This is a genomic window from Streptomyces sp. NPDC025721, assembly GCF_055558595.1.
The window spans coordinates 118514-135103 of sequence record NZ_JBVHMF010000004.1; the positions used below are offsets into that span (position 1 = coordinate 118514).

General features: G+C 70.0%; 10 protein-coding genes. 7 read left to right on the top strand and 3 right to left on the bottom strand.

Features of this window, described 5'->3' with window-relative positions:
• Positions 1 to 238 precede the first annotated feature (238 nt).
• Both ACZ4EF_RS08675 and ACZ4EF_RS08680 read right to left on the bottom strand, forming a co-directional pair.
• Complete coding sequence (locus ACZ4EF_RS08675) at positions 239 to 1240, bottom strand: beta-ketoacyl-ACP synthase III (protein WP_355341720.1); 1002 nt, start codon at positions 1238 to 1240, stop codon at positions 239 to 241.
• A gap of 490 nt (positions 1241 to 1730) precedes the next feature.
• Positions 1731 to 3779, bottom strand: a complete 2049-nt coding sequence (locus tag ACZ4EF_RS08680; protein ID WP_467503493.1) for an ATP-binding protein — start codon at positions 3777 to 3779, stop codon at positions 1731 to 1733.
• 677 nt (positions 3780 to 4456) lie between these two features.
• Here ACZ4EF_RS08680 and ACZ4EF_RS08685 point away from each other — a divergent pair.
• Genes ACZ4EF_RS08685 through ACZ4EF_RS08695 form a run of 3 tightly spaced genes read left to right on the top strand, consistent with a single transcriptional unit; the run spans position 4457 to position 7679 of the window.
• Entirely contained in the window at positions 4457 to 5758 is a 1302-nt protein-coding gene (locus ACZ4EF_RS08685; protein ID WP_391046202.1) for an ABC transporter substrate-binding protein, read from the top strand.
• Entirely contained in the window at positions 5758 to 6762 is a 1005-nt protein-coding gene (locus ACZ4EF_RS08690) for a carbohydrate ABC transporter permease (RefSeq protein WP_355341711.1), read from the top strand. The genes ACZ4EF_RS08685 and ACZ4EF_RS08690 overlap by 1 nt, the downstream gene beginning before the upstream one ends.
• Positions 6759 to 7679 carry a carbohydrate ABC transporter permease gene (locus ACZ4EF_RS08695; RefSeq protein WP_467503496.1) on the top strand — a complete coding sequence of 307 codons (921 nt, stop codon included), beginning with the start codon at positions 6759 to 6761 and terminating at the stop codon, positions 7677 to 7679. The genes ACZ4EF_RS08690 and ACZ4EF_RS08695 overlap by 4 nt, the downstream gene beginning before the upstream one ends.
• A 93-nt stretch (positions 7680 to 7772) precedes the next feature.
• On the opposite strand, the gene ACZ4EF_RS08700 is transcribed toward ACZ4EF_RS08695, so the two are convergent.
• Positions 7773 to 9395: a serine/threonine-protein kinase gene (locus ACZ4EF_RS08700; RefSeq protein WP_467503498.1), complete on the bottom strand. Its 1623-nt coding sequence runs from the start codon at positions 9393 to 9395 to the stop codon at positions 7773 to 7775.
• A gap of 264 nt (positions 9396 to 9659) precedes the next feature.
• Here ACZ4EF_RS08700 and ACZ4EF_RS08705 point away from each other — a divergent pair, with 264 nt between their 5' ends.
• The 4 genes from ACZ4EF_RS08705 to ACZ4EF_RS08720 all read left to right on the top strand — a co-directional run bounded on the left by ACZ4EF_RS08705 (position 9660) and on the right by ACZ4EF_RS08720 (position 16588).
• Positions 9660 to 10895, top strand: coding sequence for a hypothetical protein (locus ACZ4EF_RS08705; protein ID WP_391045830.1), 1236 nt, complete (start codon positions 9660 to 9662; stop codon positions 10893 to 10895).
• Positions 10896 to 11003: 108 nt separating this feature from the next.
• The gene (locus ACZ4EF_RS08710; protein WP_467503500.1) at positions 11004 to 11903 is read left to right on the top strand and encodes an acyl-ACP desaturase; all 900 of its coding nucleotides are present in this window, start codon (positions 11004 to 11006) and stop codon (positions 11901 to 11903) included.
• Positions 11900 to 12751 (top strand): alpha/beta fold hydrolase, encoded by an 852-nt coding sequence (locus tag ACZ4EF_RS08715; RefSeq protein WP_401856528.1) that lies wholly within the window; start codon positions 11900 to 11902, stop codon positions 12749 to 12751. Before ACZ4EF_RS08710 ends, ACZ4EF_RS08715 begins: the two co-directional genes overlap by 4 nt.
• Before the next feature lie 279 nt (positions 12752 to 13030).
• A complete protein-coding gene (locus ACZ4EF_RS08720) occupies positions 13031 to 16588 on the top strand; it encodes a discoidin domain-containing protein (RefSeq protein WP_467503502.1) in 3558 nt (1185 codons plus the stop codon).
• Positions 16589 to 16590 lie beyond the last annotated feature (2 nt).

Below are 16590 nucleotides of genomic sequence, written 5' to 3' on the forward strand. Positions count from 1 at the left end.
ACGTCACCAGTGGGGAGAGGGAGAGCGGTGCGCGCCCGGTCGCGCGAGATTCCGGGCGGGCCCCGTTCTCCTCCTGGTACGTAGAGTCATTAACTCCGGCAGCTGTGACGGCCGATGATCGTTCATTTCGGAACGGCGGGTGTCGCGGGCGGAAAAGGCGCCGGCCGCCGCCCCTGTGTGCCGGGGCGGCGGCCGGTGCCAAGTGGTCGCGCTGCGCGCTGTGCTGGAGTGCGGTGGGTCAGGGCAGGGTGGCGACCACCGCGGCGTAGGACAGGCCGGAGCCGTACCCGAGCAGCAGTGCGGTGTCGCCGGAGTTGGCCTCGCCGGAGGCGAGCACCGCTTCCATGGCCTGCGGGATGGACGCACCGGAGGTGTTGCCGTTGGTCACGATGTCCTTGGCGACGGTGACTTCGGGCGGCAGGCCGATGGACTTGGCCATGCTGTCGATAATGCGCTCGTTCGCCTGGTGCGGGATGAACGTGTCGAGGTCGGCCGGGCCGACGCCCGCCACGTCCAGCGCCTGCTTGGCCACCTTGGCCATCTCGTAGACCGCCCAGCGGAAGACCCGCTGCCCGTCCTGGCGCAGTGCGGGGAACGCGTGGCCGGGGTCGTCCTTGAGCACGTCCCAGGGTGCCGTCTGCTCGATCGCGTCGGCCTGCGAGCCGTCCGCGCCCCAGACCACCGGGCCGATGCCCGGTGTGTCCGACGGGCCGATTACGACGGCCCCCGCGCCGTCGCCGAAGATGAATGCCGTCGAACGGTCGCTGAGGTCGAGCAGATCGGTCATCCGCTCCACGCCGACGACCAGGACGTGGCCGCCTCTGGCGCGCACGGCGTCGGAGGCGAGCACCACGCCGTGGACGAATCCGGCGCAGCCCGCGGTGATGTCGAAGGCCGCGGCCTCGGTGGCGCCGATCCGGTGGGCGATCTCCGTGGCGACCGCGGGTGTCTGCATGAGGTGGGTGAAGGTGGCGGCGATCACGCAGGTGATGCGGTCCGGGGTGAGCCCGGCTGCCGCGATGGCCTTGCTGGCGGCCTGCTCCGCCATCACGCCCAGGGTTTCGTCGGGACCGGCCCAGCGGCGGGTCACGATGCCGGTTCTGGAGCGGATCCATTCGTCCGAGGAGTCGATGTATCGACATACTTCGGCGTTGTCGACGACCGACCGGGGGCGATACGCGCCGACACCGAGAATTCGGGTGTGCCGTGCGCCGTCGGGCACGGCGATCTCAGCTTTCATGGGAGCCTTTCAGGCCATCGGCCATGGATGGGGGTCAGACCTTGCATCAGGCAGTGACCCATCGTCCTCGACGTGGTGTACGTCGCTCAACGCAGGGTCGCCATACGAATGATCCCGCGATTCAGCAGGAAAGAAGACCAATCCTTCCTCCACGCCGAGAGGTGGCCTGGAATCGACGCAGGTATGGCACACCTGTCCGAGACCAACCGCCCCGACCTGCGGCTTCTCCGTCCGAGCCCGCTTCGGCGCCGTCACTCGCACGGCCGGATCACCCCCCTTGCGGCGCGTCCTGCGGATCTAATCCCGTACGGTAAACGGCAAAAGGCGCACAGTGGTTCCGCCGAAAGGGCAATTGACATCAATGCGATAACGTGAAGCGCCGGAGTCGGCTCCGGGAACACACGATATTCGTTACCGATCAGTATCGGCCAACGCGCCGTCTCCACGGCGGCGACCCGTGTCACGCGTCACACCCGCCGGGTCACGGCGGTCAGCGTTGCGCCGGGGGCTCTTCGGCGAGAGCGGCGGCCAGCGCGGTGCGGCCGTACTCCGTGGCGCCGCGCCGGTACGCCCTGTCGTACGCGGCGTCGCCGACCAGAGCGCGGGCGGTCGCCTCGCACTGCTCGCGCACCCCGCGCAACTCCGGCGTGCCGCGCTGCGGGTGCCCGACGCTGCGCCAGTACGACTCGCCGACGCCGTAGACGGTGGCCGCCTGCTCGCCCCTGCCCTCGGCGGCCAGCGCGGCGGCCAGCAGGTCGAGGCCGAGCGCGATCCCGAAGGCGTCGCCGAGCAGCCGCTTGCTCTCCAGCATGGTGCGGGCGTGTCCCGCGGCCTCGTGCGGCGCCGACTGGAACAGCGCGATCAGCGCGAGTTGGTACTCCAGGTAGGACAGCGTCCAGACCTCGCCGAGCTGGGCGCAGTGCTGACGCAGTTCGCGGGCCCGCGCCCGCGCCTCGGGGAGCCGGCCGAGGCCGGTGAGCGCGAAGACCGCGACGAGGTGGCAGCGCAGCCGGGAGGGCGAGTCGAAGGCCCAGCCCGGTACGGCGGCCAGCGCCGCGTCCACGGTGTCGCGGGCGTCCTCGGCGCGGCCGGTGAGCAGGGCCAGCAGCCCGGACAGGTACGCGGCGGCGAACTGCGCCTCCTTGTCCCCGTCGTACGCGGCGGCCCGCGTGGCCAGTTCGCTGACCTGGAGCGCCGAGGGGTAGTCGCCCTGGAGAGTGATGGTCACTCCCAGCGCGCACAGCGCGCGGGTGCGTTCAGGGCCCTGGGTGTCGTGCGCCATCAGCGCGCGCTCCAAGTAGCCGCGGGCTTCCTTGAGATGGCCGCAGCAGGTCCAGAAGAAGCAGAGCAGTCCGGCGAGTTCGGCGGCGCGGGCGGGCTCGGTGGCCAGCAGGTGGTCGAGCGCGGTGCGCAGGTCGGTGTGGACGTCGTCTATCTGCCGGTAGCAGCGGGCCTGTTCGCTGCTCGACCACAGGGCGTCGGCGCGCCGGGCCAGTTCCAGGAAGTGCCCGGCGTGCCGGTCGGCCAGGGTGTGTTGCTCGCCCAGTTCGCGCAGCCACTCCTGGCCGTACTCGCGGATGGTGTCGAGCATCCGGTAGCGGTGGCCGTCCCTGCGGACCACGGACTGGGCCACGAGGCGCTCCAGGGTGGCGGCGACGGCGTGTTCGGCCAGCGGGCCGCCGGAGGTCACCGCGCGCGCGGCGGTGAGGTCGAAGGAGCCGCGGAAGACGGTGAGCCGGGCCCACAGCAACCGCTCGACCGGCGCGCACAGTTCGTGGCTCCAGCCGATGGTGGTGCGCAGGGTGCGGTGCCGCGGCGGCCAGACGAAGTCGGCGCGGGCCAGCACGTCGAAGCGGAAGCCGAGCCGGGAGGAGACGTCCTCGACGGTGGAGGGGCCGACCTGGGCCGCGGCCAACTCCAGTGCCAGCGGGATGCCTTCGAGGCGGCGGCAGATCTCTGCGGCGGCGCGGGCGGCGCCGGGGCCCGCGAGGGCGTCGGGGTCGGAGTCGGTCACGCGCCGGGTGAACAGCGCGAGAGCGTCGGCGCCGTCGCCGTCCAGCGGCCCCACTTCGGTCAGTTCCTCGCCCACCAGGTTCAACGGGCGCCTGCTGGTGGTCAGTACGGTCAGCCCCGGCGCGGAGGTGAGCAGTTCGCCGACCAGGTGCGCGCACTCGTCGACCAGGTGCTCGCAGGAGTCCAGGACCAGTAACAGGCGCTTGTCCGCGAGCCATTCGCACAGCGCTTCCACCGGCATGCGCGGTGAGTGATCGGAGAGGTCGACCGCGTCCGAGACGGTGGCCAGCAGCAACTCGGCGTTCTCCAGGGCCGACAGGTCGGCCCACCACACCCCGTCGGGGAACCGCGGCGCGGCCCGCTGCGCGGTGCGGGCGGCGGAGCGCTGCGCGATACGGGTCTTGCCGACGCCGCCCGCACCGGTGAGTGTGACCAGCCGGTGGGTCGCGAGCGCGGTGTCCAACCGCGCCAACTCCTCCTGTCGCCCCTCGAAGCTGGTCGTTTCCTCGGGGATGTAGCCCATCATGGGGACAGCCTGGCATCGTCCGGCCACACAGGGCAGCCACACGACCGGAGCAAAACGGGCCGGTGGACTTCCGGAACGATCTCGTCCGGTGTTGGCGATCATTGCCGATCATCGCGTGATGCCCGAACTTTACCGCTATCTCCGGCAATTCGGGCGCGCGGATGTCGAGTTCACCGGGCGCGCGCCCCCGCGACTCGGCCATGACGTCGGAAGCACGCAATATCAAACATTAGAAGAGATGGATCTTCAGGGCCCGTTGCCCCTTTGGTGCATGTTGTTCCATCCGGTTCGATCGTGCTCGGACCGCCTCCGAGCTGCCACGATCCGACCGCTACCCTGAACCGTCCCTCTCATGCGGGGCGGCAACGGAATTGGGCGGCCAATCAGCACGCTACCTGCACATCACGGTCCGGCAACGCATCCGTAATGGGGCGTTGACGCTCCTGGGTATCTGGCGTAGAACTACCCCTGCGGTTGAGATGGCGTTTCATCTTGGTGACTTCTGTTGGAAATCGATAGGCTACAGGCCCTCCAGAAACGTCCACTCCGCCATCGCTCGCCTACCGCACCCGGAACGGCCACACACACATGGAGGCACCATGTCGGACGTCGAATCAACGGGAAGCAGCACAGCGGGAAGCGGCCTGGACAGCGGTACGTCGCCGTCGCGCAGAAACGTGCTCAGAGGCGTCGCGGGCGCGGCCGGTCTCGCCGTCGTCTCCGGCGGCCTGCTGACGGCCTGCGGCAGCGACTCCAAGGACTCCAAGGACAAGGGCAGCCCCAGCGCCTCCGGCGGCAAGGTCGGCGGCACGGTGACCTTCGGGTCCAACTACTCCGACTCCGCGCCGAAGGCCGCCTTCGCGGCCCTCACCACCGCCGCCGCCGCGAGCACCAAGGCGCAGGTCAAGATCAACACGGTCGACCACAACACGTTCCAGGAGAACATCACCAGCTATCTCCAGGGCACCCCGGACGACCTGTTCACCTGGTTCGCGGGCTACCGCATGCAGTACTTCGCCGCGCAGGGCCTGGCCCAGCCGCTGGACGACGTGTGGGACAAGATCGGCGGCAACTTCGGCGACGCGGCCAAGAAACTCTCCACCGGCCTCGACGGCCACCAGTACCTGGTGCCGCTGTACAACTACCCGTGGGTGGTCTTCTACAACAAGAGCCAGTTCGCGGCCAAGGGCTACTCCGTGCCCACCACCTGGGACGCCTACGTGGCGCTCGCCAAGAAGATGAAGGGCGACGGCATCATCCCGATCGCCTTCGGCGACAAGGACGGCTGGCCCGCCCTCGGCACCTTCGACATCCTGAACATGCGGATCAACGGGTACGACTACCACACCAAGTTGATGAAGCACGAGATCCCGTGGACCGACCAGGGCGTGCACACGGTCTTCCAGCACTGGGCCGAGATCCTGCCGTACACGCAGACCGGCGCCAACGGGCGGATCTGGCAGGACGCGGCCAAGACCCTGGAGACCAAGAAGGCCGGGATGATGTTCCAGGGCACCAACCAGGTGGCCGCGCAGTACGTCTCGGACAAGGCCGACCTCGCCGACCTGGACTTCTTCACCTTCCCCGCGATCAACCCGTCCTACGGCCAGGACTACATGGACGCGCCGACCGACGGCTTCATGCTCAGCAAGAAGGCCAAGAACCCCGACGCGGCCAAGGCGATCCTGGAGTACATCGGCACCGGGCAGGCCGAGTCGGACTTCCTCAAGACCGACCAGTGGGATGTCGGCCTGGCCACCGGCCTCCAGGTGCCGACGTACAACGCGATCCAGAAGAAGTCGGTCGCCGAGATCGCCAAGTGCAAGGCGGTGGCGCAGTTCATGGACCGCGACGCCGACCCGGCGATGGCCACCGCGATGATCTCGATCATCCAGAAGTTCATCGACGACCCGAGCACGGGCAACATCGCCGGCCTCCAGAAGAGCGCCGAGGCCCAGGCGAAGGCGATCTACTCCTGATGAGTTCCCCCCAGACGCCCGCCCCGGCGGCGGCGGAAACCACGGCCACGCCGAAGGTCCGCCGCCGCCGGGGCATACGCAGGCTGAGTGCGCGCGACCGCGTGGTCGTCGCGCTCCTGCTGGGCATACCGCTCCTGCTCGACCTGGTCTTCGTCTGGTTCCCGGCGCTCGGCACGGTGCTGCTGTCGTTCACCAAGTGGAACGGCGTCGGCAGTCTGCACACCAAGACCTGCCAGCCGAATCTGCCGTCGATCCTCAACAACGGCTGTGTGTACGGCGTCCAGAACTACCACCAGGCCGCCACGATCTACCCGGAGTTCTGGCCCGCCGTCCGGCACAATCTGATCTGGCTGGCCGTCTTCGTCCTGATCGCCACACCGCTGGGCATGCTCTTCGCCGTCCTCATCGACCGCGGCATCCGGGGCAGCCGGATGTACCAGAGCATCCTCTTCCTGCCCGTGATGCTCTCCCTGGCGCTGGTCGGCATCATCTGGGAGTTCATGTACTCGCAGAACTTCGGACTGATCAACACCGTCATCGGGCGCAACGGCAACGACAACGCCATCGACTGGCTCGGCAATCCACACCTGAACCTGTGGTCGGTCCTGGTCGAGGCCACCTGGCGGCAGGCCGGATACGTCATGGTGCTGTACCTCGCCGGGCTCAAGGCCGTGGACCCGACGCTGCGCGAAGCGGCCCTGGTCGACGGCGCCAACGCCTGGCAGACCTTCTGGCGGGTGATCTTCCCCGTGATGCGTCCGATCAACATCGTCATCATGGTGGTCACCGTCATCGAGTCGTTGCGCGCCTTCGACCTGGTGTACATCACCAACAAGGGCATCAACGGCCTGGAGCTGCTCTCGGTCCTGGTCACCTCCAACATCGTCGGGGAGACCCAACGGGTCGGCTTCGGCTCCGCGCTGGGCGTGGTGCTGCTGGTGATCTCGCTGGTGCCGATCAGCGTCTTCCTGTACCAGACGTTCAGCCGTGAGGAATCGCGATGACCACCGATACCCTGCCGCGGCTGCACACCGAACCCGCCGCGCGGCCCCCGGGCCCCGGGAAGCCGCGCCCCTGGGGCCAGATCGCCTCGCAGATCTTCCTGATCTGCGCCTCGGTCCTCTGGCTGCTGCCGATCGCCTTCGCGCTGTACGTGGCCGTCCGCCCGTACTCCGACACCCGCAAGTACGGCTATGTCTCGCTGCCGCACCACCTGACGTTCAAGAACTTCACCGACGCGTGGACCCAGTCGGACATGAAGCACTTCTTCTGGAACTCGGTGCTCATCACCGTTCCGGCGGTGATCGTCGTGCTGGCGCTGGCGTCCGGTGTGGCCTTCGTGCTGACCCGGGTCAACGTCAAGCTCAACATCGCGCTGCTGATCCTCTTCACGGCGGGCAACCTGCTCCCCCAGCAGGTCATCATCACCCCGCTGTACCGGATCTACCTGAAGATCTCGCTGCCCGGCTTCCTCAGCGGCAGCGGCCTGATGTACAACTCGGTCTTCGGCCTCATCGTCATCAACGTGGCCTTCCAACTGGGCTTCTGCGTCTTCGTGCTGAGCAACTACATGAAGTCGATCCCCGACGAGATGTACGAGGCCGCGCTGGTCGACGGCGCGGGGCTGTGGACCCGGTACTGGAAGCTCACCCTGCCGCTGTGCCGTCCGGCGCTCGCGGCGCTGGCGACGCTGCTGACGACCTGGATCTACAACGACTTCTTCTGGGCCATCACCTTGATGTCGTCGGGCGACAAACGCCCGGTCACCTCGGCACTGGCCAATCTCCAGGGGCAGTTCGTCTCCAACCAGAATCTCATCGCCGCCGCCGCGATGATCGCGGCGGTGCCGACGCTGGTGGTCTACATCCTGCTCCAGAAGCAGTTCATCGCCGGTCTGTCGCTGGGCTCCAGCAAGGGCTGAGCACACGGGCAGGGGCCACGCTTCCGCTCCCGTCCCCCAACGGCCGCCTCCGGGAACCCCGTTCCCGGCGGCGGCCGTCCGTCGCGGCGGCGGTCACGCCCGCTTCGCGGCGCCGCCGGCCCTGACCCGCGACGGCAGCCGCAGCCACCAGGACGCCGCGGCGCGGGTCTTGGAGGGGATGCGCAGGTCGCCGGAGACCCGCCGCAGGAGATCGGTCTCGCCGCTGATGCCGAGCCCGTAGACGGCGGCGGAGGCCGCGCGCCCACCGGCCGGGCGGGAGGCGCCGCCGGCGGCGGGGGTCAGCGCCAGCGCGTTCTCCCAGAAGGACCGCGGGCTGACCCCGCCCATGTGCGCGAGCGCCGACGTGGCGGCCCTGACCACCGCCTCCGGCAGGGTGGGAGCGAGCGCCAGCCGCTGGACCAGCGGCCGTTCCGCCGTACCCCCGACGATCCGCAGGGCTTCGAGCAGCCGCCCGGCGAGCGTGACATCGCGAGCGACGGCCAGCCGGGACAGCTCGTACGACATCGCGGCGGCCACCGGCGCCCGGTAGGGGGTGGCCGCGACCATCATGGCCGCGTACAGGCGCATGTCGAAGACCGGGTGCAGCAGCATCTCGCGGACCAGCAGGGGCAGCAGCGGGTCCGTGAAGCGCGGGATCTCGCGGGAGACGGCCGACAGGGCGGAGGCGGTGACGCGGGCGGCGATGTCGGAGCCGTACCGCTCCCCGGCACCGGTACGGGTACGGGCCGGGAGCGACGGCGGCGCGCCGTCCAGCATGCGCGACACGACCGCGGCGAGCGCGCGTTCCTCCGCCTGGCGCCCGTCGGCGTCGTACGCCACCTGCTTGACCAGCCGGGCGAGCACGGCCGACTGCGGCCGGTCGAAGTGCTGGAGCCGGACCTTGCGGACGCAGGCCAGCAGCGCGCCGAGGAAGGCGCTGTCGTTGGTGGGCCTGGCCAGTTGGGCGAGCACGCCAGAGGCCGCGTCCGGGTGCGCGCTGGAGTCCAGGAGGCAGACCGGTTCGAGGAAGACCTGGTTGTGGGCGTCCGCCGCCCAGGCGATGCACGCCGAGACCGCCGCCACCTGACCCGAGGGGTGGCCGAGCACCCGGTTCAGCGCCTCGTGCCGCTGCTGCCAGGCCAGGCCGTCGGAGACCAGCGACTCGGTGAGCAGGCGTTCGGCCAGGGCCGTCCAGTCCCGTGAGCGCAGCCGCAGTTGGGGGTGGAGGACGAGCAGCACGGTCAACTCGTCCCAATCGGCGCCGGTGACCGGCGCGTCGTCCAGGGCGCGGTCCAGGAGGGTGTCGACCCGCCGTTCCGCCGCGCCGAGATCGCCCGGCGCGCGGGCCAGCAGCGGTACGGCTCCGGCGGACGGGGCCGCGTACCGGTGGAGGATGTCGGTGGTGGCGGTCAACTGGCCCGGCGGCAGGCCGAGTAACTGCTCGTAGCGGCGGACCGCGGAATGGCCGACCCTCGTCACGCCGGTCTCCCAGCGGGAGATGGAGCTGACGCTCACCTGCGCGGGCCAGGAGCCGCCGTGGAAGGAGCGGGCGAAGGAGTCGCCCTTCGCCCAGCGCGGTTCGCGGCCGTAGAGCCGGTTGACCCGCAGCAGCCACGCGGCGCGGTCCTGGGTCGTCGGCAGCGGGGCACGCGCGGGGACGGCCGACCGCCGCCGTCCGACCGATCCGTACGGCCGCCCACGCGTGCTGTTCGCCATCGCCACCCCGGTGATCCCTACGCGTCGCGTATTTATTGCAGTGCCCCCCGGCCCGCGCAACGCGCAGTCACATTAGACCCGGCCGACCGTACTGTCGCCATAATCCGGCCAGTCGCGGGAGGGCGAGCCGGATCGCCGGGGCGCACAAAGGGGGCGCGCGCCCGGAACACGCTGTGCGCACAGCGCCTCACCCGACAATTCGGCACGGAATTTCGCACAGGAACACGCAACAAGCGCCACGCACCACCCGAGACAGGGACGCCCATGGCTACCAGCCTGGCTCTTGCCGGAAAGACATTCGACATCTTCACCGCGGAACCCATTCTGCTGTCACGGATCAACGCGAGCCCTCGCCGATGGCTCTGGCTCTGCGGAATTCCCGTCGTGACCATCGTCCTGCTCTTCGAGTTCTCCGGTCTGTACGGCGCGGTGACCATGCCGCACCTGGGCGGGCAGCTCTGTTCCGACCTGGCCCAATTCCTCAGGTTCGACCGGCCGGACTGCCGACGGCACGCGTCGGCGGGAAATCGGTTTCCGCTCCTGCGCGACCTGCTCTCGCTGAGCGCGATCGTCATCCTGCTGATCACCCCGGCCCTCGTCCAGCGGCAGTGGTCCGCCTTTGAGAACCTGCTGCCGGGAATGGAACGCGACGGATCGCTCACCGTCCCGGCGAACGCCGCCGCGCGGGCGCGGATCCACGCCGAGATCGACCGGACCAATCTGCGATTTCGCCGAATAAGGAATCTGGCGCCGATCATGATCGTCGGTTCGTTCGTCTGCGTCTTCGTCATCTCGCTCAGCGAGAAACGCCTGGGCATCTACTACGCGCTGGCGCCCGCCGGACAGGCGCACGCCTGGGGCAGGGCCGCGTACGCCAACTGGTGGGCGAGCTGGCAGACCTCGCCGGTCGGCGCCATCGTCTACCTCACGGTGGGCACCGCGGGCGTCTACTGGATCGCGGTCATGAACTGCGCGGGCAGCCGCGTACTGCTGTGCCTGTGGCGGCTCCGCGGCGACCTGCACTACGGCGTCGACCCGGCCAACGCCGACGGCAGTTTCGGCTGGGGCCGCGCCCGCGCCGTCCTGGTGCCGACCTACACCTCGATGGCCCTGCACGGCTTCGCCCTGATCGCGGTGGGCATCTCGCTGCCGTTCCCGTGCAGCGTCGTGGTGCTGATCCCGGTGGTCGGCCAGTGGCTGCTCGCGCTGCCCGTCTACACCGGGCTGCCGCTGCTGCTCACCCGGCGCTGGGTCCGGGGATTCAAGCGGCGCGAGGAGGCCCGGCTGCGGATCGCGCTGCGGCGGCTGGAGGCCGACCGCGCCGCTCTGCTGGCGGCGGGCCGCTACTTCACCGAGTGCGAGGCGCTGAGCGGGCGCCTGGCCCGCGTCCGCGACATCCGGTCCTTTCCCTTCAACCGGCCGCGCGACATCGTGCTGGCCGCCGCGAATCTCCTCGCCACCGCCGGTGGCGTCTACTCCCTTTTCCTCGTCTGGTACTGACCAGCCGTCACTTCTCGTCGGCCCGCCATCACTTGGCGCCGGCCCGACGTCACTTCGCACGGACTCGGTCGCACCGAACAGCCCGCTCCACATCCGTCTGGGGGATTCATGCGCAAAGACCAGGAAAACCAGCTCCAGGAAGTCTTCGACGCCTACGCGCTCACCTGGGGACCGGTGCAATGGCGCTCGCGAGTCGCGGCCGTCCGCCGTACCGGGAACGACACCTTCGCCTCGATGCTGTACGCGCTCGCGGCCGTCGAGACCGATTCCGCGCTGATGCGCAGAAAGGTGCACGCGATCCGGGGCGACCGGGCGAACGCGCTCGCGCAGTTCAACATCCTGTGGCTGGCGGAGGAGGCCGAGCACGGTTACGCGCTGCGCGCCGCCGCTTCGGCGCTCGGCACTCCGAGGAAACCGTCGGCGGTGCGTCGCAACACCCGTCACATCCGCGCACTGGTGACCTGGCCGACGCTGTACGCGGCCGGTCTGCTCATGCCGCACATCCAGGCGATGTACTGCGTTCTGGGCGCGATGCAGGAGTACATCGCGCTGACGACCTACCGGCGGATCGGCGAATTGGTGGGAGATCCGGCACTCGACGATCTGCTGAAGGCGATCGCGCGCCAGGAGTCGCACCACATGAAGTTCTACCGCAAGTGTGCGCTGATCCTGCTGGAGGAGCCGGGCGCGCGCGGGACCGCGCGGCTGACGATGCCCACGCTGTGGCGTCCGCCGGGCATCGACCTGCTCGGCCTCGGCCAGTGGCTCGACGTGTTCGGCCCGCTGCTGCGCGACCCGGTGTACGCCGACCGGCTCGCGCGGGCCGACGCCGTGCTCGGGGACCTGATCGAGGACAACTCGGTGACGCCGATGACCTCCTTCCTCGCCAAGGCCGGACCCCGGCTGCACGCGGCGGCGGACACCGCCCCTGCGCCCGCCGGGAGCACCGCGGTCCGCCTGCCCCTCGTCGGGGCCGCCGACCGGTCCGTCGGCGGGCGGCGCCGATGAGGTCGTTCCGCTCCGGCGGCTGGGAGTTCCCGGTCGGCGACGCGGGGCCGCGCGACGGCGAGCCCGTGGTGCTGCTGCACGGCTTCCCCGCGGGCCCGGCGTGCTGGACGCGGGTCGCGCGGGCGCTGGGCGCGGCGGGTGTACGGACGCTCGCCCCGCTCCAGCGCGGGTACGCCCCCGGCGCCCGCCCGCGCCGGGCGCGCGACTACCGGCTGCCGCTGCTGGTCGAGGACGTCCTCGGCCTGCTGGACGCGGCGGGCCTGGAGCGCGCGCATGTCGTCGGGCACGACTGGGGAGGCAGTGTGGCCTGGGCGCTCGCCGAGCGGGCGCCGGACCGGGTCGCGTCACTGACCGCCGTGTCGATGCCGCACCCGGCCGCCCTGGGCCGGTCGCTGCTGACCAGCCGTCAGGCCCTGCTCTCCTGGTATCTGCTCTTCTTCCAACTCCCCTGGCTGCCCGAGGCGGTGATCACCCACGACCGCGGGCACACCGGGGCGCGCTGGCTGCGCCGGCTCGGCCTGGAGGAGGCGACGGCCCTCGGGTACGCGCGGCGGTTCGTGACCGACCGGGCCGCGCTGACCGGCGCGCTCGGCTGGTACCGGGCGCTCCCCCGCGAGGCGGCCCGCGGGCTGCGGGCCGCGCCGGTGTCGGTTCCCACGCTGTTCGTGTGGGGAACGGCGGACGCCGTGATCAGCGCGCGGTCGGCGTGGCTGACCGAACGCTGGGCGGCGGGACCTTACGCCTTCCACCCGCTCGTCGGCGGCACGCACTGGCTGCCGGAGCAACGTCCCGACCTGCTGGCCGAGTTGATCCTCGGACAGCTCGCGAACCACCCCGCCGTCCGCTGAACCGGACCCGCCGCGATCCGGAAAACAGGCCGACTCCGACCCCAAAAACCGTTATCCATACGGGCGTTGGCTCCGGCGCTGTCACGGGGATTGACACTGTTCAGGCGTTGCAAGAGACTCCCACGGAGAGCGCTCTCCGCCGTCATCTCCGGCCATTGTGCGACGAGTCCGGAGCAATTCGCAGCCGCCACCGTGGATGCCGCCGCCTGCCGCCCGTCGCCCGTCCGGCGACGGCCTCCACGGTGATCAGAGTCATCACACCCCCACGTGGAGATGCACATGAGCCTCCTGTCCACATTCCTGAGGTCCGTCAGACGGCGCAGACCGCTGGTGGCCGTCGCCCTCGCGGCGGCCCTGGCGACCGGCGGTGCCATCGGCACCACGACCGGTACCGCGCACGCGGCCGACACCCTGCTGTCCCAGGGCAAGACCGCCACCGCCTCCTCGACCGAGAACGCGGGCACCCCCGCCTCGGCCGCCGTCGACGGCGACGTCGGCACCCGCTGGTCCAGCGCGGCCGGTGACCCGCAGTGGCTCCAGGTCGACCTCGGCGCGTCGGCGACCATCAGCTCGGTCAGCCTCAACTGGGAGACCGCGTACGCCACCGCCTTCAAGATCCAGGTCTCCGACACCGGCACGACCTGGACCGACGCCTACTCGACCATGACGGGACCCGGCGGAAAGCAGACCCTTTCCGTAAACGCTTCCGGGCGCTATGTCCGGATGTACGGCACCGCGCGCGCCACCGGATACGGCTACTCCCTCTGGGAGTTCCAGGTCTACGGCTCGACCGGAGCCGCGGGCGGCACCTGCGGCACCACCAACGCCGCGCTCAACCGCCCGGCCACGGCGTCCTCCACGGAGAACGCGGGCACCCCCGCCTCCGCGGCCGTCGACGGCAACGCGGGCACCCGCTGGTCCAGCGCGGCCGGTGACCCGCAGTGGCTCCAGGTCGACCTCGGCTCCTCGCAGGCGGTCTGCAAGGTCGGTCTCACCTGGGAGGCGGCCTACGCGACCGCCTTCAAGATCCAGGTCTCGGACAACGGCACCACCTGGACCGACGTCTACTCCACCACCACCGGCACCGGCGGCACCCAGAACCTCACGGTCAGCGGCACCGGGCGCTACGTCCGGATGAACGGCACCGCGCGCGCCACCGGATACGGCTACTCCCTCTGGGAGTTCCAGGTGTACACCACCGGGAGCGGCGGGACCGGCGGCGGCACCGGGGGCACCGGGGGCACCACCACCCCGCCCACCAACGGCGGCGGCGGTGACTTCTCCGGCACGGTGATCTCCGCCTACAAGCAGGTGTCGGCCTCGTCGTACGAGGGCGGCAACGCCCCGGCCGCCGCTCTCGACGGCCGTACCACCACCCGCTGGTCCAGCCTCTCCACGGACAACGAGTGGATCCAGGTCGACCTCGGCAACATCGGCAAGATCAGCGGCATCGTGCTCAACTGGGAGTCGGCGTACGGCAAGGGCTACCACATCGACGTCTCGGACAACGGCACGGCGTGGACGCCGATCTACACCACGGCCAACGGCCCCGGCGGCATCGAGCGGCTGCCCGTCACCGGCCAGGGCCGCTACGTCCGGCTGACCGGCACGGTCCGCGCCACCGGATACGGCTACTCGCTCTGGGAGTTCCAGGTCTACGGCACGGTGGACAACTCCACCGCGACCCCGCCGCTGCTCTCGGCGCCCACCAAGGCCCCGGCCACGCTCAACCAGTTCGCGCTGTCCGCACCGGCCGACAAGGCCATGGTCACCAACACCCGGCGTCCCGCGCTGAGCTGGGCGGCCGTCGGCGGCGCCGCGCACTACGAGGTGTGGCTCAACATCAGCCGCACCGACTACGACTTCACCGCGTCGGGCAATCTGCTCGACCTCTACACCAAGGTGGCCGAGCCCACCGGCACCACCTACACGCCGAGTTGGGACATCACCGACCGCTGGACGTACAAGTGGTTCGTCGTCTCGGTCAGCGGTTCGGGCGCGAAGACGACATCCAACATCCGCACGTTCAGCGTCTATCTGCCGGACGTCAAGCAGGCGGCCGACGGCATCAGCATCATCAACGGCGCGCGGGACCTCAACAAGGACGGCTCCATCGAGCCGTACGAGGACTGGCGGCTGCCGGTCGACACGCGGGTCGGTGATCTCCTCGGGCGGATGACGCTGGAGGAGAAGGCGTTCCAGATGTTCTACAACGTCCAGTCGTACCCGATGTCCGGCTGGCACTTCGGACCGGCGCAACCCGCCGACCTGGACAACGTCCTGAAGTCCACGGCGGCCACCCGGCTGGGCATCCCGCCGGTCTCGGCCGGTGACACCACCGCCGGTTACCAGACCACGTATCCGTTGCAGAGCACCCTGGCGGCGGGCAAGGACTATCCGCTCGACTACAAGCTCGGCGACATGCAGCGCAAGGAGGAGCTGGAGGTCGGCGCGCGCGGCACGCTGTCCCCGCTGGCCGAGGTCGGCACGAAGGTGCTGTACCCGCGGATCCAGGAGGGCGGCGGCGAGAACGCCGACGTGGCGGCGGCCCAACTGCGGGCGCTGGTGGCCGGTTTGCAGGGCGGCCCGGAGCTGAACCCCGGCTCGGTGCTCGCCACCGTCAAGCACTGGCCCGGTGAGGGCGCGGGCGGCGAGGCCGGCATCGTCTACGACGGGGTCACGATCAAGTACCACATGATCCCGTTCAAGGCCGCGATGGAGGCGGGCGCGGTCAACATCATGCCCGGCTACGCGGGCAGTTCGTATCTCGACCCGGGCGGTCCCGGCGCGGGCGACAGCGCGAAGATCCTCACCTACCTGCGGCAGAATCTCGGCTACACCGGTCTGATCACCACGGACTGGCTGCCGTCGACGGCCTGGATCAACGCGGCCAACGCGGGCTCCGACGTGATGGGCGGCGCCGACCCGGGCGCTGCCGACTTCACCATGGCGAGCTTCGAGAACAGCGTGCCGCTGGCCCGGATCAACGACGCGGTCACGCGCATCCTGAAGCTCAAGTTCGAGCTGGGCATCTTCGACCACCCGTACGGCGACCCGGTCAACGGCCCGTACCGCTTCCACCAGCCGAGCTACACGGCGCTGGCCAACCAGGCGTCGCGGGAGTCCAACACGCTGCTGAAGAACAACGGTGTGCTGCCGATCAGGCTCAACTCCGGTGACAACATCGTGGTCGCGGGTCCGCGGGCGACCGACGGCGCCGCGTGCTGCATCTGGTCCAGCTACTTCCACCCGGACTACGGCTCGCTGACCGTGCTCGACGCGATCAAGGCGAGAGCGGCGACGGCCGGTGTCAACGTCTACCAGGACACCGGACCGGCCCCGAAGCTCGCGGTCGTGGCGGTCGGCGAACCGTCGTACACCCACGCCACCTCGTGGCCCGACACCCAGCCGTATCTCCCGGCGGACCAGCTCGCCCTCATCCAGAATTTCAAGAACCAGGGAATTCCGGTGGTGGTCGTGCTGACCCTGCCCCGACCCATCGTCATGAGCGACTGGAACAACCTGGCCGACGCCATCGTGGTGACCTACCGCGGCGGTGAGGAGGTCGGACCGGCGACGGCCAGCCTGCTCTTCGGCGACTACACCCCGCGCGGCAAGCTGCCCTGGCAGCTGCCCAGAAGCCTCGACCAGGTGCTCAAGCCCGGTGGCGGCGACAATCAGGCGGACGCCAACGAGGCGTGGGACCTGCCCTACGACCTCGGTGCCACCGCGGCCGAGCGGGCCGACATCCGGGCGAAGATCGACGCCGGTCAGACGGTGCCGACGACGTACGGGAATCCGCTCTACCCCTACGGTGCCGGTCTGACGAGCTGGTAGAC